This window comes from Chitinophaga caseinilytica, from assembly GCF_038396765.1.
In the GTDB taxonomy this organism is placed as follows: Bacteria; Bacteroidota; Bacteroidia; order Chitinophagales; family Chitinophagaceae; genus Chitinophaga; species Chitinophaga caseinilytica.
Genome location: NZ_CP150096.1, coordinates 902,027 through 922,848, shown reverse-complemented (window position 1 = coordinate 922,848; position 20,822 = coordinate 902,027). Strand labels below are relative to the sequence as shown.

General features: G+C 52.2%; 16 protein-coding genes. 3 read left to right on the top strand and 13 right to left on the bottom strand.

From position 1 onward, the window contains the following. Positions 1-41: 41 nt before the first annotated feature. The 3 genes from WJU22_RS03930 to WJU22_RS03920 are packed head-to-tail and all read right to left on the bottom strand — an operon-like array spanning position 42 to position 5,497. Positions 42-3,200, bottom strand: a complete 3,159-nt coding sequence (locus WJU22_RS03930; protein WP_341841969.1) for an ATP-dependent DNA helicase — start codon at positions 3,198-3,200, stop codon at positions 42-44. Then, positions 3,197-4,339 (bottom strand): DUF3298 and DUF4163 domain-containing protein, encoded by a 1,143-nt coding sequence (locus WJU22_RS03925; protein WP_341841968.1) that lies wholly within the window; start codon positions 4,337-4,339, stop codon positions 3,197-3,199. The genes WJU22_RS03930 and WJU22_RS03925 overlap by 4 nt, the downstream gene beginning before the upstream one ends. 48 nt (positions 4,340-4,387) lie before the next feature. After that, a complete protein-coding gene (locus WJU22_RS03920) occupies positions 4,388-5,497 on the bottom strand; it encodes a DUF3298 and DUF4163 domain-containing protein (RefSeq protein ID WP_341841967.1) in 1,110 nt (369 codons plus the stop codon). 100 nt (positions 5,498-5,597) lie between these two features. On the opposite strand from WJU22_RS03920, the gene pdxH reads away from it, so the two are divergent. Beyond that, on the top strand, positions 5,598-6,245 hold the full coding sequence (gene pdxH, locus WJU22_RS03915; protein ID WP_341841966.1) for a pyridoxamine 5'-phosphate oxidase: 648 nt from the start codon (positions 5,598-5,600) through the stop codon (positions 6,243-6,245). A gap of 84 nt (positions 6,246-6,329) precedes the next feature. Here the strand turns inward: pdxH and WJU22_RS03910 are convergent, their stop codons facing one another. The 6 genes from WJU22_RS03910 to WJU22_RS03885 form a co-directional block, all read right to left on the bottom strand. After that, positions 6,330-6,449 carry a 30S ribosomal protein THX gene (locus WJU22_RS03910; protein ID WP_126244800.1) on the bottom strand — a complete coding sequence of 40 codons (120 nt, stop codon included), beginning with the start codon at positions 6,447-6,449 and terminating at the stop codon, positions 6,330-6,332. 129 nt (positions 6,450-6,578) lie between these two features. Then, the gene (locus WJU22_RS03905; RefSeq protein ID WP_126244677.1) at positions 6,579-6,848 is read right to left on the bottom strand and encodes an HU family DNA-binding protein; all 270 of its coding nucleotides are present in this window, start codon (positions 6,846-6,848) and stop codon (positions 6,579-6,581) included. Positions 6,849-7,144: 296 nt separating this feature from the next. Beyond that, positions 7,145-7,447 (bottom strand): DUF4286 family protein, encoded by a 303-nt coding sequence (locus tag WJU22_RS03900; RefSeq protein WP_341841965.1) that lies wholly within the window; start codon positions 7,445-7,447, stop codon positions 7,145-7,147. After that, positions 7,444-8,214 (bottom strand): exodeoxyribonuclease III, encoded by a 771-nt coding sequence (locus tag WJU22_RS03895; protein ID WP_341841964.1) that lies wholly within the window; start codon positions 8,212-8,214, stop codon positions 7,444-7,446. The genes WJU22_RS03900 and WJU22_RS03895 overlap by 4 nt, the downstream gene beginning before the upstream one ends. Before the next feature lie 422 nt (positions 8,215-8,636). Further along, positions 8,637-8,861 (bottom strand): hypothetical protein, encoded by a 225-nt coding sequence (locus WJU22_RS03890; protein WP_126244671.1) that lies wholly within the window; start codon positions 8,859-8,861, stop codon positions 8,637-8,639. A 70-nt stretch (positions 8,862-8,931) separates the two neighbouring features. After that, positions 8,932-9,213: a hypothetical protein gene (locus WJU22_RS03885; RefSeq protein ID WP_341841963.1), complete on the bottom strand. Its 282-nt coding sequence runs from the start codon at positions 9,211-9,213 to the stop codon at positions 8,932-8,934. Between the two features lie 387 nt (positions 9,214-9,600). On the opposite strand from WJU22_RS03885, the gene WJU22_RS03880 reads away from it, so the two are divergent. Then, positions 9,601-11,541, top strand: coding sequence for a tetratricopeptide repeat-containing sensor histidine kinase (locus WJU22_RS03880; protein ID WP_341841962.1), 1,941 nt, complete (start codon positions 9,601-9,603; stop codon positions 11,539-11,541). A gap of 748 nt (positions 11,542-12,289) precedes the next feature. After that, complete coding sequence (locus tag WJU22_RS03875; protein WP_341841961.1) at positions 12,290-12,964, top strand: hypothetical protein; 675 nt, start codon at positions 12,290-12,292, stop codon at positions 12,962-12,964. A gap of 4,610 nt (positions 12,965-17,574) precedes the next feature. Here the strand turns inward: WJU22_RS03875 and pyrH are convergent. The 4 genes from pyrH to rpsI all read right to left on the bottom strand — a co-directional run bounded on the left by pyrH (position 17,575) and on the right by rpsI (position 20,811). Continuing rightward, positions 17,575-18,288, bottom strand: a complete 714-nt coding sequence (gene pyrH / locus WJU22_RS03870; protein WP_126244662.1) for a UMP kinase — start codon at positions 18,286-18,288, stop codon at positions 17,575-17,577. A 133-nt stretch (positions 18,289-18,421) separates the two neighbouring features. Next, a complete protein-coding gene (tsf, locus tag WJU22_RS03865) occupies positions 18,422-19,189 on the bottom strand; it encodes a translation elongation factor Ts (protein ID WP_341841960.1) in 768 nt (255 codons plus the stop codon). A gap of 185 nt (positions 19,190-19,374) precedes the next feature. Continuing rightward, positions 19,375-20,292 (bottom strand): 30S ribosomal protein S2, encoded by a 918-nt coding sequence (gene rpsB, locus WJU22_RS03860; RefSeq protein ID WP_341841959.1) that lies wholly within the window; start codon positions 20,290-20,292, stop codon positions 19,375-19,377. Between the two features lie 129 nt (positions 20,293-20,421). Next, positions 20,422-20,811: a 30S ribosomal protein S9 gene (gene rpsI, locus WJU22_RS03855; RefSeq protein WP_126244658.1), complete on the bottom strand. Its 390-nt coding sequence runs from the start codon at positions 20,809-20,811 to the stop codon at positions 20,422-20,424. Positions 20,812-20,822 lie beyond the last annotated feature (11 nt).

Here is a 20,822-nt window from a genome sequence, read left to right as displayed (position 1 = left end):
AATTTTTATGATTTGCAAACTTACTGTTTGTTGGCCATTAATTATTCTTCCTCCTCCACCAGGGTGTGCAACGCCACCTCCAGCTTGTTGTCTTTCACGAAGTTGCACCATTTGCAGTCGTCTTTCCCGCAGCCGGTATAAAACTCCTTGTTCTGGATGCGGACCCAGGTGTCGCGGATCTGCTGGCTCACCGTCGTCATATCTTCGGGGAGGATGTCGATCTTCTCCTTGAAATACTCCTTCTGCTTGTTCGGCTCCACGAAATCGAACTCGGTGCTCACCACATGCCAGTTCTTCTGCTTATAGTTATCGAGGAGGATTTTATAGAAAACCGCCTGCCGCCAATAGTCGCCCCCGTTGGGATTGCGATCGTTGGGCCGGTCGAATTTCTTGTAGTCCTTCTTCGTTTTCTCGTAATCCCCGGTTTTGTAGTCGACCACGTTCACGTTGCTGCCGTCGAATTCGAGCTTGTCGATCTTCCCTTTCAGCGGAACGCCGTTCACCACCACGTTCCGGATATTCCGTTCGATGCTCACGATGCGGTTCCAGACGGGGAGGTATTTGTCATAATAATTGGAAAGGATCTCTTCCCCGTATTCCATCCGCCGGTTGAAAGCCTCTTTGGTAAAGGCTTCCCGGCTGCGGAGCATGCTGTACCGGAAATCTTTGACGAACTCCTCTTTCGGCGGGAACTCGTTCTTCTTTTCCTGCATCTTCTGGAAAAGCTTCTCCAGCGCAAAGTGCACCGCGGAGCCGAATTCCGTGTTCTCCGACCGCCCGGAAGGCACGCGGAGCAGGTTCTGGTAGAAAAACGCCAGCGGACAATGAAGATAATTATTCAACGCCGTCACGTTCATCGTAAACCCGCTCAGCAGCGTGTCGATAAACAGCTGGTCAACCTTTTCGATCTCGGGCGCCTGTTCCTTGCCGTATTGCAGGATCTCGAAATGGAACATGGTTTCATCGTCCATGATAACCGGTACCACATCGAGTTGATGCACCTGCTGGATTTCGGCCACGAACACACTGGGTACCAATGGTTTGCCGTCCTGTTTATATTCCGGATAGCTGATATAGAGATGTTTTTCGGCGCGGGTGATGGCCACGTAAAACAACCGGCGCAGCTCCTGCTGGTCGGTGGAAGTGGCTTCGGTGGTGAAAACGGTGTCGGGGAAAGAGAACCCGCCCGACATCTTTTTCTTGTCTTCCCAGATGTTGGACGTCACCCCGGCGATGAACACATATTCGAATTCTAGGCCTTTCGAGCCGTGGGCGGTCAGTAAATTGACGCCCTTTTCGTTGCCTGAGACTTGTATCAGGGGGATCGACAGTCCGTTGGATTCCATCAGGTCGATGGTTTCCATGAGTTTTACCACGTTCATTTCGGGCCGGCGGCGCGTTTCGTCTTTCACGAAGTCGAACAGCGCCTGGAGCACTTTCATGAGCCAGATTTTTTCCGGGCTGGCGAGGATGTATTGGAGGATGCCGCCGTCGCTGATGATGGACGAGAACAGCTGTTGCAGGGTGATGTTATGGGCGTCGCCGATCCATTTTTCGAGGAGGCGCCCCAGCCGCAGGGCCTCGTCGTGCGGGGCGAGCGAAAACAGCGTGGGGTTGCGGGTGTTCACCCATTCCTGGAGGTATTTGCGGATGGAGGATTTTTCTGCGTACCCTTTTTCCGCTACTTCTATGCTGATGCGCGCCGTTTCGATGGGCGGCACTTTATAAAAATCGTAATGCAGGAGCTCGAAGAGGATATCGTCTCCGCTGTACGGCGTTTCCAGCTCGCGCGCAATGTACCGCACGATCTGTAAAACTTTTTTGGCGAAAGGGATCTCGAAGAGGTTCTGGTTGCGTTTCGAGAAGAAAGGCACGCCTTTCAGCCGGAAATACTGCGCCAGTTCTTCGCCGTACCGGTTCTCTTTATATATGACGGCGATTTTCCCCGGGTTCACGCCGCGGCCCAGGAGGCGCTCCACTTCGAGGGTGATGTGGGCCATCTCGTCGCGGGGGGTGTTGTACCGGCGGATCACGGGCGGCAGGTTGAGCGGCGTCAGTTTGTCGTTGGATGCTTTCAGCTGCTTGCTGAGGCCCGGCAACTTGTCTACCAGCCGCGAGCCCTCGTTATGCGCGATCACTGACATCGACACGTCCAGGATGTTCTGCACGGAACGGTAATTCTGCGTCAGCACCACCGTCCGCAGATCGTGCGCGAGGTGATCATTGGCGAATTGTTCCATGTTTTCCACGTTGGCACCCTGGAAGCGGTAGATCGATTGGTCGTCGTCGCCCACCACGAACACGTTCGGCTTTTCCTCGCCGGAAGTGAGCAGGCCGATGAGCATGTTCTGGGTACCGCTGGTATCCTGGTATTCGTCCACCAGTATATATTGAAACCGTTCTTTATAGTCGAGCAGGAGGTTGGGATGCTCGCGGAATGCGCGGATCACCCAGTTGATCATGTCGTCGAAATCGTACCGGTTCGCTTTGTGCATGAGTTGCTGGAACACGTCGAATTGCTCCACGGCCGCGAGGAGCCGGGCCATTTTTTCCCGTTCCCCGTTCAGTTTGTCTTGCTTCAGGTCGCCTTTTTTGAAGCGGCCGGAGTTGCGTTGATAGATGTATTCGGTGCGTTCGGGCAGGGATTCCACATAGGCTTCCACGCGTTCGCGGATGAAAGGGACCGTCCAGCCCTCGCGTTTCATCGTGGAGAAAAGGCTCGCCAGGTTGCGCATATCGAAGTACACGTCGCCGCGGTAACGTTTGAGCGGATTGTCTTTGGAGAAGCCGTCGATGAGGGTTTTGAGGAGCTGGATCTTTTCGAGATCGGAGATCGGATCGAGCACGTTCTTTTCAAAAAGCGACAGGTTGTCCTGGATCACTTCGTTGCAGAACGAGTGGAAAGTATGGATGTTGACACGATAGGCGTCTGGCCCGATGAAGTCGGTGAGCCGCTTGCGCATGGCCACGGTGCCGGCGTCGGTGTAGGTGAGGCAGAGAATGTTGTGGGGAAGGAAGTCGGTGTCGCGGAGGATTTTGCCGATGCGCGACGCCAGGATCTGGGTTTTGCCCGTTCCCGGCCCGGCGATCACCATTACGGGCCCTTCGGTATTGTCCACCGCTTCGCGCTGCGCGCTGTTGAGGCGGGCGTATACTTCCTCGTACCGTTGATTATATTGTTCCTGTTGCGGATTGATCATGTTTTTGGTAAATATGCCGGTTGTACGACGGAGCGGATGTCGCTCCAGGGTACGAACAGCGAGATTTGGCCCACTGCGTACGCGGCGATTTCGTAAGGGATAAAGTTAAAAACGACCCCCTTACCGGTCGGGTAAAAATTTTCGTTCGGCACGATGTGCGGTTCGAAGAGGAACCCCTTGTCCAGCGGTTCCCCTGCCGGCACGCGGAACTGTTTGCGGAAGGCTTTTTCCAGCGCAGCGCCCACTACGGGTTTATATCCCGGCTTGAAAACGTCTTTCGCAGTGAGCTTTTTCTTCGCGGCGAGGTCGTATGCGTCAAAAGTAGTGCCGTAGTTCCCGTGCGCGCCGCCGCTGTAATCGTAACTGAAATTGGCGATCACCAGCAAGGGGTATTTATTCCATACCACGCTTTGCGACTCCTGCGACTCCCAGTTCCAGGTAGCCCCCGATCCGGCTACGAGCTCGGATGAGTCGATGGTTTCCGAATTGTCCTGGTAACCGGAAAGGTACCCCAGCGCGGAAGCCTTCAACGCCTGCAAAGGCATGTCCCCCGGTTTCATACCCGGCTGCATCGCCTTGCGGAGAAACGTGATGATGGCCGCGTCCGCCCCGCCCGAAGGCCAGACGATCTCCGCACTGAATTGCGCCATGGGGGAGGAGGCATCGTGCGGGCGCAACTTCGCCGAATCCCACAAAGTATACGTTTCGAACGTAACGGCGCTGTCCATATCTTCCTGCAGCCCGAATTCGAACGACTTTTCGTTGCCCGTCCAGACGCCGCGGAATTGTGATCCGTCGAAAGTTCCGCGAAAGATGTTCTCGTCGTTCGGCCCTGCGAATTCCGCGAAAATGAGGCTGTCTGCCGTTTCGCGGGAAAGCGAAAGGCCGATGGGCTCGCCTTCCTTATCATAAAGGTACCAGGCTTCATAATCGCCGGGCGCATATTTGACGAGCTGCATCGTAACCGGCTGGCCGGCCAATGTGCCTTTGAGCTGTTTGTAAAAGGAATGGGCGACGGGTACTTTTACCGCCGCAACGGTGGCGGCGGCGGTGCTATCCAAAGCGGCAGGCTTCTTTTGCCCGGACTGGCACGCGCACAGGGGCGCCAGCGCCGTAAGCATACAGATCAACATTCTCATGATGCCGGAGATTACGGACGAAATTACCACAAAACCGCGAAACGGAAGCTATCGTGCGTAGCCTTCCTGCACAACCGTTTTGATGTCGGCCCAGGGAACGAACAGGGTGATTTGTCCCATCGCATAGGCGGCGATCTCGTAGGGCGTATAACTGAATACCACGCCGTGGGAAGTGAGGAAGAAGTTATCGTTCGGCTCGATTTTTTTCACGAAAAGCCCGGCTTCTTCGAGCGATTTCACCTGGTATTTTTTCAAGTACGATTTGCCGAGCGCGGCAGATACGACAGGTTTGTAATTGGGTTTGAAAACGTCTGCCAGGGTAAGTTTTTTCTGTTTGGCGAGGTCGTAGGCGGAGAAGTTCGACCCACCGTTCCCGTGTGCCCCGCCGGTGAATTCGTAGGTCCAGTCTTCGATGGCGAGCAGTGGCCACTGGTTCCAGGCTACTACCGAGCCCGATTCGGTGCTCCAGTTCCAGGAGGGGCCCATGCTGGTGGAATCGAAGTCTTTGGCGTTGCTTTTATAATTGGTGAAGAACGTGTCTACGCCGTTTTTGAGCAGGGAGGCCGGTGTGGAACCCTGCGGGACCCCGGGGCCGAGGGCTTTCTGTAAAAACGCGACTACGCTTTCGCCGCCGCCGGTGGGCCAGACGGTGTAGGTGGAAGCCGTGGCTACGGGGGAGTTCGGCTTGTCGGCCTGCAGCCGGGTGGAATCGGCGTAGGCGATCACGGAGAAGATCACGGCGCTGTCGTTATTTTCGGCCAGGTCGAAGTCGAAAGTATTTTTCACGTTCACCCATTTCCCCTTGAAATGCCCGTCGGCGCTCACGGTACCGCGGAAAATACCGTCGGTTTCCGTGTAGCCTTCGTTGACGATCACGCTGTCGTCCGTCCTTTTTTCGCCGTAAAACGGCCGTAAAGCGATGGGCTCGCCATGGGAATCATAGGCGTACCATCCGCGGAAATCGTTTTGACCGGCTTTTTGGAGCAGGAGCGTGATGTTTTGTCCGGCCAGCGTGCCTTTGAAGCGTTTAGCCCAGGTGGCGGGCAGTTCGGTGGAAGCGGGAACGGCGGTGCTGTCGGCGTTTCCGTCCTTTTTAGGGGCAGATTGGCAGGCGGCCAGGGTGAGCAGCGCGGCGGGAATGAAGAGGCGTTTATGCATGGTGTATTTTTTTCGGATTGATGGAAATTACCAGTAATAGAGACAATCGTCAGTCTCCGAAGGTTCAATATCCCGTAATTTTGCAAAAAAGAAGCCGAAAATGATCAATCAGAAGATAGCAGACCTGCGGCAGGATTATCGCCGCGCCACGCTCAACGAGCGGGAAGTAGCCGCTCATCCGGTGCAGCAGTTCGACCATTGGTGGCAGGAGGTGCTGGCGGGGGAGATCGAAGAGCCGAATGCCATGACGCTGGCTACCTGTACGCCTGAGGGCATGCCTTCTGCGCGGATCGTATTGTTGAAGAGCTTCGACGAAAAGGGATTTATGTTCTTCACGAACTACGAAAGCCGGAAGGGGCAGGAGCTGGCGGAGAACCCCCGGGCCACGTTGCTTTTCTTCTGGAAGGAGCTGGAACGGCAGGTGAGGGTGGAAGGCCGGGTGGTGAAAGTGGCACCGGCGGTGAGCGACGAATACTTCGATTCCCGCCCCGTGGGGAGCCGCATCGGGGCGATTGCGAGCCCGCAAAGCCGGGTGATACCGGGGAGGGAAGTGCTGGAAGAAAAGGTGAAATCCCTGGAAGCGCAATACCTTCAGCATGCGCCGCATCGCCCGGAACATTGGGGCGGATACCTGGTGGTGCCGGAAATGGTGGAGTTCTGGCAGGGGCGGAGCAGCCGGCTGCACGACAGGTTGCTGTATACCCTGGAACCCGCTGGCAGTTGGAAGATCGAGCGATTGGCGCCCTGATCAGGGGGTGAAAATAATAAAGGGGATACCGGTCATATGCCTTGGCGGCATTGCCTGGTATCCCCTTTTATTGTCTGCGTGCGATTAAGCTTTCTTAGCGGCGGCTTTAGCAGCAGTGGCTTTCTTGGTTTTAGCCGGACGGCTTTTGCCAAAAGATCCGTTGGAGATCTTGCCTTTCTTGGTTTTGATATCACCTCTACCCATGGTCGAATGATTTTTTATTGATGAATGATAAGGGGAAGTTGCCTCCGGTGGGAGGGCTTCCGGCTGCAAAAATAAAAAAAGCAAGAAACATTTGATGTTCCTTGCTTAATAAAGTTGGGTCGCCAAGTGTTAGATCTTGTCGGACAGCGCTTTACCGGCTTTGAATTTAGCCACTTTCTTAGCCTTGATCTTGATGATCTGGCCAGTCTGGGGGTTTCTACCGTTACGTGCAGCGCGTTTGCTAACAGAGAAAGTACCAAAGCCTACCAGGGTAACTTTACCACCTTTTTTCAGGGTATCGGTAACTGCTTTGGTGAATGCGTCCAGAGCGTCGTTGGCCTGGGTTTTGGTAATACCGGCGTTTTTTGCAATGACTTCTACTGCTTCGGCTTTGTTCATAGTTAGTTAAGATTTAACTAGTGAGAAAATGTTTGATGTGAGCAAATATAAAGCCTTTTACAAGATTACCAAATTACCGCAAAACTTTTTTACGGGCTGAAAAACCCTACAGGTAACGTTTACAGCAGATTGAGATATGCAAAAACAGAAAGCCGGCGATTTGCCCGTTCTGCTGAAATGCGCTACTGCATTGAGTTTGAATGCTATTTGCGCTGAAAGGCCCGTCCCTGCCAAGTTTTATGCCAAATACCCACCTCTTTGAAAACAGTGGATTACCTGTGGATAAGTTATGTGGATCATACCACCTGCATCACGGTTCTGAAGGCTACGAACTGGTCCCCGAACAGCTCAAAAGCCTGCTGCCGCAAGCGCGGAGCGTGCTCCTGGATGTAGGTATTATAGTTCTCCAGGGTGTCTGCGAAGTACTGAACGGTATATGTCGGCCCGTCGGAATCGTCCTGGTCCAGCAGGCGGCACATGCGGTAATCATGGAAAAAGCCGGTGCCGATGATGGTGGGGATGTGTTCCTCCCGCATCCATTGGAGCCACCGGGCATGGATTTCGGGCGTTACTTTGGTGGTGACGTTATATATGATCATGCTTGTTTGAGTTTGAGGTATACGGGGCAATGGTCGCTGTGTTTCACATCCGGGCGGATCGCTGCGTCTTCGATGCGTTGGCGGAGGGGATCGGAAACGGTGATGTAATCGATGCGCCATCCTTTGTTATTGGCGCGGGCGTTGGCGCGGAAGCTCCACCAGGAGTAATGGTCGGCGGCCCCGGGGTGCATGGCGCGGAAGCTGTCTGTGAACCCGTTGCTGAGGAGCTTCGTCATCCAGGCGCGCTCTTCGGGCAGGAATCCGGAAGAATCCTTGTTGGAAACGGGATTATGGATATCGATCGCCTCGTGCGCGATGTTGTAATCGCCGACTACCACCAGGTTCGGGCGTTCCTTGCGCAGTTGCTGGAGGTATTCGTAGAACTCGTCGAGCCACTGGTATTTATAGGTCTGGCGTTCCTCGCCGGTGGTGCCGGAGGGGAAGTAGGCGTTGATGAGGGTGAGGTCGCCATAATCGGCGCGGATCACCCTTCCTTCGGCGTCGCTCTGCATATATCCGTTCCCGTATTGTACGTTGTCGGGTTTGAATTTGGAGAGGATGGCCACGCCGCTGTACCCTTTTTTCTGGGCGGGGTGCCAGTAATCATGGAAGCCGAGCTCTTCGAACTGCTGATAGTCCACGTTATCGCGGTGGGCTTTCACTTCCTGCAGGCAGATCACGTCTGCCGGGTCGGTTTTGAGCCATTCGGTGAATCCTTTGGTCATGGCCGAACGCAGGCCGTTGACGTTATAAGTGACGATCCTCATGTGATAATGTTTGCGGCAAAAATACAGGTTTCGGGGAATGGATGGATGACCGTGGGCCGGTAAGATTTTTATGGGGATGGATAAACGCCCTGTTAAGGTGGGTGCCCGCGGCCGGCCGATGCTGGTCGGGGAAAGACTGGAAGGAGATGGGATACTGAACGGCGATGGCTGTAAGGGAGAAGCACACACGTTTTTAGGATGCGCTTGGGATCGGATATTGGTTGGAGAAAGACTGGAAGAAGACGGGATGCTGAACGGCGGGGCCGTAAGGGGGAAGCACACCATTTTGTGGTAATTCCCTGGGGATCGGATACTGGCCGGCCGGGTAAATTCGGGGGAGGGAGAAAAGAAAAAGCGGCTGCGCATGGGGGCGTCAGCCGCTTGTGATGCTTAGGAGGAAAGTGTGGTCCTCCGCCGGAGCATTAGAGGGGTCTTACGATCCCGCCGAGGCCGCCGAGGAGGCTGTTGAGGAGGTTGGTAACGGTGGAAAGGAGACCGCCTACGGGGTTGCCTTCGCCGCCGCCGAGGATGCCGCCGAGCAGGCCGTCCAGCAAGCCGCTAAGGTCCAGCAGGCCGCCCTGGGTGTCTACGGCTTCGATTTGGGTCAGTTCTTCGCAGCCCAGTTCTTCGAGTTTGAAGTTTTCCATGTGTTCAGGTTTATGGTTAAAAAGAATAGTGGCGCCCAGTACCGCGGGCGCCACCAGGGTTCAGGTACGACTAGCGCAGCAGACCGCCGCCGAGGCCGCCGAGGAGGCTGTTCAGCAGGTTGGTCACGGGAGACAGGAGGTCGCCCAGGCCACCGAGGCCAGGCAGGCCGCCGCCAGTGCCGGGCAAGCCGGGAAGGCTACCCAGTAATGCGTTGGTGTCAAGTTGTGCTCCAAGGGTAATTTTACCGTTTACATTTGTAAGGCCGAGGGAAAGGAAGCCCCCGTTTACTTCCTGGGCAGTAGTTGCGTCGAGTTCCTGGCAACCGAAATTTTGAACTTGCAAGTTTTCCATGATTATAGGAGGTTTGGTTAAAAAGCGCGTTATGTCTTTAAGGTATCGGCAGTACTTCTCCCGGATGAGTTCTTTGGCGGCAGGCAAACATCGCGCGGGGAAACGCATTTCCGTTAACGGCCGTAAATTACGGAGCTGCAATCGATCGACGGTCGTTCATTTCTGTTCATTTTCAACGGAATAATTGAAAAATCTGTTCATTTTTTGAACAGAGAGGGCATTTGCAAACCGTTAACATAAAATCCGACCGGCAAACGGCATATTGAAATAGCCGGATTTTGCGTAAATTATATATGTAGCAGCGCCATGTTACCGGCCGGAAACACCTCCGGGTTCACACACAGCAATATGACCAGCCTCGCCCCTCTTCCCTCCCCAAACCCCCTGATGCCCTCCCGGAAGGGCCTCTGCCTGCTTTTGTGCTGCTGCCTGGCCGCTTTCAGCTCCTTCGCCCAGGCTTCCCTCATCCAACGCCTCAAAACCGAACTGCACCGTACAAAAGACAGCACCGCATACAACGATCAGCTCAACGTCCTCAGCGCCATTTACCTCGTCACCCATCTCGACAGCGCCCTGCGATACGCCGAACGCGCGCGCGACCTCTCCCGGCGCATCCATTATCAAAAAGGACTGGCAGACGCATCCGTCAACCTCGGCGCCTGCTTCACCTTCCAGAACAACTCCAACGTAGCGCACCGGCTTTACATCGAAGCCCTCAGCCTGTACCGCACCCTCGGCGATTCCGCCGGCGTTTGCACCGCGCTCTACTGCATCGGCGGTTACTATCATTACGAAGGCAACCTGCCCCAGGCGCATCAGTACATGGAATCTGCCATGGGCGTAGGTAGCCGGCTGCTGAAGGATTCTATCTGGACCACCATGCTCGCCAACTACTACATCGTTTTCTCCTCCGATTCCGCCAAGGCAGACTCCGCAAGATGGGCGCTGCATAAAGCGCGCGATATCGCCGTTCGATATCACGACGATCGCATGATCACTTACACCGGCCTTTTCCTCGCGCATGAAAAAGTCCGCGAGAACAAGCTCGACTCCGCCATGCTGGAACTTCAGATGCTGACGGCGCATGCCGGCGCGGAGAAAATGCATTACCTCGATCTGTACGGGAACGCGCAGATGGTCATTTACGCGGCATGGTCGAAGCTCCCGGATTCTACCCTTTACCGGCAGCGCGTGCTGGATGCAGCGGCGGCCGGCGGGTACAAGAAACTCATGATCAAGCCCGTCATTGCGCTGTACGAATTCTACAAAAAGTCGGACCCCGTCAAAGCCCTGCAGTACGCCGACATGCTCGAAGAGATCGCTTCGCACCAGGAGAACCTGCGCTCGCGGCAGGAGCAGGATTACATGGAATCATTCCTGCGCGACCAGGAACTGAGCAATTACCGTTTGGATAAACAGTTGCGCGAACAAACCGAAACGTACGACCGGATGGAAAGCCGCAACCGGGCCACGGTATTCGTTTTCATCGCTGTGTGCCTGGTGCTTTCCGCAATGTTGCTGTTCACTTGGTACCGTGCGCAACGGGAGAACAAACGCATTAAAAAGCGCATCAGTACGATCAACCGGATGGTGATCGAGAAGAACCAGCTGCTGCATCATCACGACGATTTCAAGAATAAACTGCTGACGATCCTCGCACATGATTTCCGTTTGCCGCTGAGCCATATCATCAACGTGGCGGAACTTTTCCGGCAGAAAGACCTGCGGCCGGCGCAGTACCAGGAGATCGCCAACACGATTGCCGCCATGGCGGCGGATACGCTGCAACTTTTCGAAACGGTGCTGAGCTGGATACGTTCGCAGTTGACGGGTTTCGAGTACAACCCGCTGCCGTATTCGCTGGAAGAGTTGTGGCAGGAAGTGCTGGACCTTTACGCTGCCGATATCCGCGATAAGGGATTGGTGCTGGAAATGGCCATCCCGGCGGGTATGCAGGTGAAGGGGGACCGGGAGATGATGCAATTCGTGCATCGGAACCTGCTGCACAATGCGATCAAATTTTCGTTGAAGGCGAGTGCGGTGAGTATCCGTGCATCGAAACAGAAAGAGCGTGCAGTCATTTCCGTTACGAATGGTGGTTCGGGAATTTCCGATATCGACATTTATCACATCTTCGAATACAAGGTGCCGGGCAAGTATGCGCGGGAAGGTAATAGGGGAGCGGGTTTGGCGTTGATCATCTGTAAAGATTTCATCGAAAAAATGGAAGGATCGATTATCGTTAAAAGCGACGGAACTTCCTACACGACGTTCGAATATACACTAATGTTGGAGGACGAAGGTATTAATACCATACCCATAAACTGAATAAAATGAACGATCGATATGTCAATTCCTCCGACTAAATTGCAGGCATTGTTTGACACACCAAATATCAAATTGATGATGCAGGAGTCAAAATGATTGAAGCGGAACGGATCACGCGTTAACCCCGATGATCGTTCTCCCCGGTGGAAAGTGCCGGACTTACACAAATACAGCGTTCCCGAACAAAGAAAGCCAACCATGGCGCCAATGCTGCCGACAGCTGGATGCTCCTGTTGCTACAGGCGTGCCGGTTTTGGGTATGGTGCCCGTCTTGCCACAAACCCAAAGTGGATATTTATTGAGCGCATAAAAATCATGTATGTATATCAAAACATATAGCCAGGTCAGCTTTGCCTTTCATCTATTGATGAGTTAGCCCGATTAGGTGCCAGCGTGCTGTGTGGCAGGGTGTTTCGGCTTTGCCGCGCAGCCGGTGCCTGCAAATAGGAGCCTGCGCCGGTTTTGCGGCGGTGACGGATGGACATTGCTTGCCGGTGGGTTTGGGCGGGAGGTTTTGTCGCCTGATGATGAACAAACATATTGAGAACCATAAAGTTATTCGGATATGTAAAAACATGTAGCCTGAATTGCCATCTGTTGATGAAGCGCCCGATCAATGCCGAGGTGCTGTGTGGTAGGGCATTTTGAGCCAGACGGGCAGTTGGTTATTATAAGTTGGAGAGCACATAGGTACGCAGGGTGTTTATACCTGCTGACCAGTTTGGACCCAAGTTTTTGTAATCTGTTTATGAGCAATTTTTACCCTATAAAACAACCAGGCTGCGTCCAGTTGATGACGGCCTGCTGCTACAAAGACCATGCTTTGTTGCGCGATGACCGATACAAGCAGTTCGTAATGGAGGGCCTGACGTTCATGGTGGCCCAGCAGCGGATTTGGCTGTATGGTTATGTGTTGCTGGAAGACGAGTTTCATGCCATGTGGCAGCAACGGCCTCCCTGGGAGAAGGCCAACGTCCGCCAGCCGCTGCTGCGGCACATCGCCCGGCGTATCAAGTATGATTTACGGGCAACGGACCCCGGAGCGTTGGAGCTTTACCGGAGTCACCTGGCAGACCGTGTATTCCAGTTCTGGGAGAAGCAGAAGATCCGGGTGGAAATCACCAGCTTTTCGGCAGCCGGAGAAATGCTGGAAAACATGCACCAGGCGCCGGTTAATTCCGGGTTGTGCGGCGATCAGATCGAATATCCATATTCCAGTGCCTGGTTTTATGGGGATCGGGTTCCGCCGGCGGATATTCCTGTACCGGAGCTGACCGACTTTTCCAATGCTTTCCAGCACCCGGAATCCATGAATGTAAAACCGGAATCCGGCCGGATCAGGAAGCGGTTCATCCGTAGCAAGGGAGGATTGTTGTTGCCCAAGCCGCCACGTAGCAAGTTTTCCGGCCCGGACGCCGATTAATGGCCTGTTTCATTACTGACAGGATCAGGTAACGATTTTGTCGGGTACGCCCACTCGTTTATGTACGTAAGCGAGAACGGGAGTGCTATGCCGGCAGGTTACCGGCGCACGCTGGACCATATTTGGGAAAAGGCGTGTGCAAGGAAACGGTGATTCACTGCCTGGAGGTTCCGCACCTGCGCATCTCGTTGCGTCTTGCGGGGAAGGCTCCGGGATAAGGCCGGCAATGTTTTGAATGAGGGATAAGGCATCCTTTGCCGAAAGGTTCCGCCAGGCACATTTCGTTGTGCGGTGCGGGGAGAACATCGGGCTTGGTGAGATGCTTTGCCGATCAATAAATGTCTCGAATTCGGGATAGGGCATCCTTTGCCGGAAGGTTCCGCACCTGCGCATTTCGTTGTGCTTTGCGGGGAGAACTCCGGGAGTGGTTTAATGCTTTGCCGCTCGATTATGTTCCGTTTTTGGGATTGGATCCCTTGGAAGGAGGTTCGCATCGCGGCATCTGGCTGGGTGCTGAGGGCGAGCCTCCGGAAGAGGGGCTGTAATGGTAAAATAGTAGCGATCTCAGTCGCACTCGTTTGTCAACACGTACGGGTTTGGGATTCGCATGTGAAGAAGTGCGCCTCGCTCATTGGGGAATCGTGAAAAGTCACATTAAAGTGCCCGGAAGCGGGCCCTTGTAAAAAGCCCCGGAAACTGGGCAACAAATAAGATTGACAAAGGAATAGCATAATGCGCTATGGGTGTATTCATAACGATTGGTTTCACAGACAGCCCGTTTGCATCCGCAAATGGGGCCGGGATCCCTCCTGCGGAGTGCTCCGTTCTGTCCGCAGGGTTAGGCGGGCGATCGGACCTCCGGGAGGACCGGAATCAAAGATTGAATGTGCCGGCGCGGATCGATGTGGTGATGAAGAAATTAAAGAATACGCATGATGGATGCACACTTTTGAAAGGGTTAAAACGGGGTGGGGATTCTTCCTCAGGCCCTGGACTTTCCAGAATGTTGCAACCGCCGGCAAGTGGGATGAATGGAATTAGCTGTGCCGGATGAAAACCTGAAATAGCATGATCGGGCGATCGCATGTGTATTGACCGGTGAAGCTATACCGGAAAAGATTTGAAAGGTTCTAACATGTGGGTATTAACGAACCAACCAATGGGAATAAAACGGCCTGGGGATTCTTCCCCGGGCGCTGTTTCCACACAAAAAGTTCTTTGAAAGGCGGGACAAACCAGCATGAATAACTATGGGGTTATGTCTGAAAATGCAGTTATCTGTACACAAGTGATAACCGGCCGGGGATTCATCCCGGGCTGCAATTCTATCAGACATACCTGCAGCATAAATTATCAGGATAGGTCAAATTCATACATTTTCCATTATTACCGGTCTGGAGATTCCTCTCCGGGCTCATTTCATTAGCAGATCGGTGTAAGATTTTACGGGGTTGTAAATTTTTAATGGTTAACTGTAGGTGCAAGCCAGGGGATTCTTCCCCGGCATTTTTATGACGAGATGAACACGAGAGCAGACACCTTCTTCCCTGAATTCCTTCAATAACGCAAATGCCAGATTAACAACGCCTGGGGATTTCTCCCCGGGCAATGTTTTTCGACCGGAGGAGTTTGCCCGGGAATTGACTCCCGGTGCTAAAGATAGCAATGCTGAATAGATAGGCTGGTGTATCCGGATTTGATCAGATATGAATCTTGATTGATACGGAAGAAAAAAAGGGCTGGGGGATTCTTCCTCCGGCACATATGGCGAAGATGTCGTGAATCAGGCAATGCAGCGACGCGCAGGAATAGGTGGGTAAAAATGCAATACTGATTCTTTGACTTTGATGAAATGAAACCCGGGGAATCTTCCCTGGGTGGAGTTTCCCATATTCAATGGTAAAAATTTGGGCCGAAGAATGCGGCATAGTACGGAAGTTGACTTGAAACGAAATAGATGTTGATCGATTCATTTTCATTGGATGAGATTTCCTACCTGGGGATTCTTCCCCGGGTATTTTCATTCTTTTCCACGTATGGTATGGCAAGTTTACCAAGGCATAACTAAACAAATATTATTGTGTGTTGTAATGGGGTTGAGCAGAAGTTAAACGAAAAGGAATGCATAAAAAATTTCGCCAGGTTGGCGCCAGTGGTTGCTGGTGACGTATTTTTTGTTCTAGAACGCTCGGCCTGGGGATTCTTCTTCGGGGGCCTTGTTTTTCCTTGACGGAAATCGAACATTACGATCACCACTTACAAAATATGCAAACATTATTGTATGCAGCAATAGGATTGAGCATAAGTTAACCGAAAGGAATGCAAAACGAATTGAGCCAAGTTGGTTCCAGTGATGGCCGGCAACGATTTTTTTGTTCGACAACGCTCGGCCTGGGGATTCTTCCTCTGGGCCTTTTCTTTCTTCGATGTAAATCGAACATCACGTTCACCATTAAGAAAAATACGTAAACAATATTGTGTGATACAATGTAATTGAGCATAAGTTAACCAAAAAGGGATGCACAACGAATTGAACCAAGTTGGTACCAGTGATGGCGGGAAACGATTTTTTTGTTCGACAACGCACGGCCTGTGGATTCATCCTCTGGGCCTTTTCTTCCCTTGTTGCAAATCGAACAGGAAGTCTATTGCAACGGAAATTAGCAAACAAGCTTGTGTACTTCGGCTTGAAAGAGCATGAATTTATCCGTAAATAGATATAAAAGAAATTAAGCCAAGTTTGCGCCTGTGGCAGCTGGCAACGTGTTTTTTGTTCTAGAACGCTCGGTCTGGGGATTCTTCTTCGGGGGCCTTTTTCTTCCTTGACGCAAATCGAACAGGAGGTTTATTGTAACCGAAAACTGCAAGCAAGTTTGTATGATGCGACTTGAAAGAGCATGGAATTATCCGCAAATAGATATAAAAGAAATTAAGCCAAGTTGGTACCAGTGATGGCGGGAAACGATTTTTTTGTTCGACAACGCACGGCCTGGGGATTCATCCTCTGGGCCTTTTCTTCCTGATCAGGTGAAACACAATCAATAAAGATACTCCTTACCGATTCGACATACGCTCGCTTGAGCAAACGGGCCTGGAGATTCTTCTTCAGGCATTTTTCACACCGCAGCGCGGAAACACCCTGCAGCATGTCATCGGATTTTTCGATGATCAATCATGCAGCTTCGTTTGTACGAAACGGTAAGTACAGGATAAATTGGGTGAATGAATTTTTGTTGCTTTTTAAACTGGGGTTAGAGTTTAACAGAATGGATGTTGGGGCCGGGGATTCTTCCCTGGCCGTTTTCCAGGCCTTCTGAAATTTCTTAACAGCGGATCGGCTACTTCACGAACCCATATTAAAATATTCAAACAGATTAGTACAACGATCCATTAACAATTAGACAGGCCATTTTGCTTTTGAATTCAATGTCGATTGCATGTTCAACCACCCTGGGATTCTTCCCGGGGTACTTCCCTTATTCTTTTTATGTTACAATACTTCAACGTTTTCAATCTACACAGTTACTAATGGACACATGAAATGATGCCCGGAGATTCCTCTCCAGGCAAACTTTGGTAGGGGTAGTCTTTCTTTGCGAATTACCGATGCTTGTCCCATTTGTCAGATGTGCCGGCCCATTAAACCAAGGATAATTTTCAGAAAAAGCTAATAGAACGGCTGTTTATAAAAGCGTCACAGCAAAGAATTTTCCAAATCTCAGTAGCGGTTTCCTGAAAGATTGTTAATAATCAAAGTTATCGTCAACTCCCGTGGGCATATTGTTCACTTAATGAATAACGGCTGGCTTGCATATGCTTGCTGCCTTCATTTTTCAATTCTGGGGCGCCAGTGACTAATTGAATAACTGCCCCGCCATTTGGTTCGGGTCGATGCCTGCTGTGATTCCGGGGCACCTCATATGGTGAAATCAGTAGTCCCAAGCCTCATAACCCAAATCGGAAACAATGAATTTCATCTGGACTCGAAGACAAGCCCTGATAGAATCACCCCGCCCCAGAAACCCCAAACCATAAACAGCACCTCTTCAAATACTCCGAGACCGCCCTTGCTAAACTAATATCTCCAATCCCATAACCCCAAACCATAACCATTGCCTCCTCAAAGACTCCGAGACCGCCCTTACTAAATCAGTATCCCCGACCCCGGAACCCCAAACCACAACCATCGCCTCACAACGACTCCGAGACCGCCCTTCCTAAAACAGCACTCCCAACCCCGGTCCCCCAAACCACAACCATCGCCTCACAACGACTCCGAGACCGCCCTTTCTAAGTCAGTACCCCTAACCCGGTACCCCAAAACATAACCATCGCCTCCTCAAAAACTCCGAGACCGCCCCTTACTAAATCAGTACCCCCAAACCCGGAACCCCAAACCACAACCATCGCCTCACAACGACTCCGAGGCCGCCCTTCCTAAATCAGAACCCCCAAGCCAAGAATACCAAAACAACCTAAGAGGTAACCCAATCCATCAACCATATCCAAAACGGCCCAATCCCCCAAAAAAGCAAAAACCGGAAAGCTTTCGCTTCCCGGCTTACAAATTTCCCGGCGCCTCCTTTAAGAGGCATCCAGTCAATATTTTACTATCCCTTCACCAGGGTCCCGACGTTCCGGCCCATGATCACATGGAGCAGGTTGCCGGGTTTGTTCATGTCGAATACGATGATCGGCAATTTGTTCTCCTGGCAGAGGGTAAACGCCGTCATGTCCATGACATTCAATGACTTCTGATATACTTCGGAAAAAGTAATGGTCTCAAATTTAGTAGCGGTCGGATCTTTCTCGGGGTCTGCGGTATAAATACCATCTACGCGGGTGCCCTTCAGGATCACGTCCGCCTGGATCTCGATCGCGCGGAGGGAAGCTGCGGTATCCGTCGTAAAGTACGGGTTACCGGTACCTGCGCCAAAGATAACCACACGGCCTTTCTCCAGGTGGCGGATAGCCCGGCGGCGGATGTAGGGCTCGGCGATCTGTTCCATCTTGATAGCGGATTGCAAGCGGGTATACATACCCTCTTTCTCAAGGCCGCTTTGCATTGCCATCCCGTTGATCACGGTGGCGAGCATACCCATATAGTCGCCCTGTGCCCGCTCAATACCGGTTTCTGCTTCATTCATCCCCCGGTAAATATTGCCGCCACCGATCACGATGGCCACCTGGACGCCCAGGTCGGTCACCGACTTGATATCGTGTGCATATTGGGCAATTACCTTCGGGTCAATTCCATAATTACTATCTCCCATCAGAGATTCACCACTCAGTTTGAGCAGAATTCGTTTGTACTTTGGCAACATGTCAACTATGATTATGAGTAATTCGCAGAATTTGTTAAATATACAAATCTGCCTCAAAATTATCCCCTGTAATCGTAAGGGCAAAAAAAGGAGAGAAATTTTCATTCTCTCCTCTATATTTTGCTAAAAGCGATTAACCTAAAGCTACGCGTTTGAAGGCGGAAACCTTCAGTTCAGCGTCGATTGATTTCAGATGGTCGGCTACGGTTTTGTTGCCGTCCTTCACGAAAGGCTGACCCAGCAGGGTGCTGTCTTTCAGGAATTTGTTGATTTTACCGGCAGCGATTTTCTCGGCCATTTCGGCGGGTTTGCCTTCGGCTTTGATCTGCTCGATCGCGATTTCTTTCTCGCGGGCGATGGCTTCGGGGGAGATACCGTCTGCGTCTACAGCTGCGGGATTCATAGCTGCGATCTGCATGGCGATGTCTTTACCTACTTCCTCGTTTACGGCTTTGCTCAGGCCCACCAGTACGCCCATACGGTAGTTACCGTGGATGTAAGCGGTTACGCTGGCGGCATCTACTCTTTCGAAGCGGCTCAGGGTGATTTTCTCACCGATTTTAGCCACCTGGTCGTTCACCTTGTCGGCAACGGTAGCGCCGTCGAGGGGAGCTGCGTTCAGCTCTTCTACGGTCTGGGTATTGTTGGCCAGCGCCAGGTCAGCGATGGATTGAGCGAATTTTACGAAATCTTCGTTCTTGGCCACAAAGTCGGTTTCGCAGCTCAGCAGTACCACAACACCGGATTTACCGTCTGCAGCGGTCTTTGCGATTACAACACCTTCTTTGGTTTCACGGTCGGAACGCAGGGCGGCCACTTTCTGACCTTTCTTGCGGAGGTAATCAATTGCTTTCTCGAAATCGCCATCGGTTTCAACGAGTGCTTTTCTGCAATCCATCATACCGGCTCCGGTTTGCTGACGCAGTTTATTTACATCAGCTGCTGTAATTGTTGCCATTGTATATAATTCGTTTATATGTTAACGTTTATTGAAATTTCCCTTGCAGGGAATCTTTATAACCGTAAATCGTGAACGATTTTTGGTCATTCACGATTTACGTATAGTTATGTTGACTTGGTCAGTGCTTAGCGAGCGCCACCGGGTCTGCCTGCACCGGAGGGACGGAATCCGCCACCACCGCCACCAGGACGGTTACCACCGCCAGAGCGGCCACCACCGCCACCAGGACGGTTACCACCGCCGGAGCGGCCACCACCGCCACCAGGACGGTTGTTACCACCACGACCGCCGGGGCCACCAGGACCGCGACCACCCGGGCCACCAGGACCACCAGGTTTACGGCCTCTTTCGCCACGCTCGTCGCCACCTTCCAGTTCGAACTTGCGAACTTTGCTGTCGGCTTCTTCTTCTTCAACCTCGTCGGTTTTCTCTACGGCGCGCTCAGCCAGACCTTCGGCGATAGCTGCAGCGATGTAGCTAACGATGATGGCGATGGATTTGGTAGCGTCGTCGTTCGCAGGGATTGCGAAGTCTACCTTGGTGGGGTCGGAGTTGGTGTCAACCATACCGAAAGTAGAGATACCGAGACGTTTTGCTTCTGCCATAGCGATATGCTCGTGGCTGATGTCTACGATGAACAGGGCAGCCGGAACACGTGCCAGTTGAGCGATACCGCCCAGCACTTTTTCCATTTTGTCCTTATCGCGGGAGAGCGTCAGGCGCTCTTTCTTGGTAATGTTGTCGAAAGTGCCGTCTGCCAGCATTTTCTCGATGCTCTGCATCTTCTTCACGCTCTTGCGGATCGTGGCGAAGTTGGTGAGCATGCCACCCAGCCAACGCTCGGTAACATAAGGCATGTTTACGCGCTTGGCAGCTTCGGCTACGATTTCTTTCGCCTGCTTTTTGGTAGCAACGAACATGATCTTTTTACCGCTTTTGGCGATGGATTTCAGCGCAGCGGCTGTTTCCTGCAGACCTTCAACGGTTTTGTTCAGGTCGATGATGTGAATACCTTTCTTCTCGGCGAAGATATAAGGCAGCATCTTGGGGTTCCACTTCTTCTTCAGGTGACCGAAGTGTACACCGGCTTCCAGTAACTGCTGCTGTAATGAAGTATTATTTTCCATGTTGTTTTTGTCGAATTGATGTTCAAGAATTGAATGATACAATCATTAACGTTTAGAGAACTGGAAGCTTCTTCTGGCTTTAGCTTTACCGGGTTTCTTACGTTCTACTGATCTCGGGTCACGTTTCAGCAGGCCTGCAGCTTTCAGCGCAGGACGGAACTCAGGGTTGATCTCGCACAGTGCGCGCGCAATACCCAGTTTCACCGCTTCCGCCTGACCTTTGATGCCACCACCCTGTGCATTCACCTTAACATCGAACTTGTCAAGCGCGTCAATGGTCTTCATCGGCGCTTCTACCTGGTTCTGCAGGTAAATCAGCGCGAAATATGTTTTATAGTCCTTGTCGTTCACCAGGATGGTGCCGGTACCTTTGCTCACATAAACGCGGGCAACTGCTTCCTTACGACGACCGATAGTATTTTTTTGTTTTTCCATTATTCAGGCGA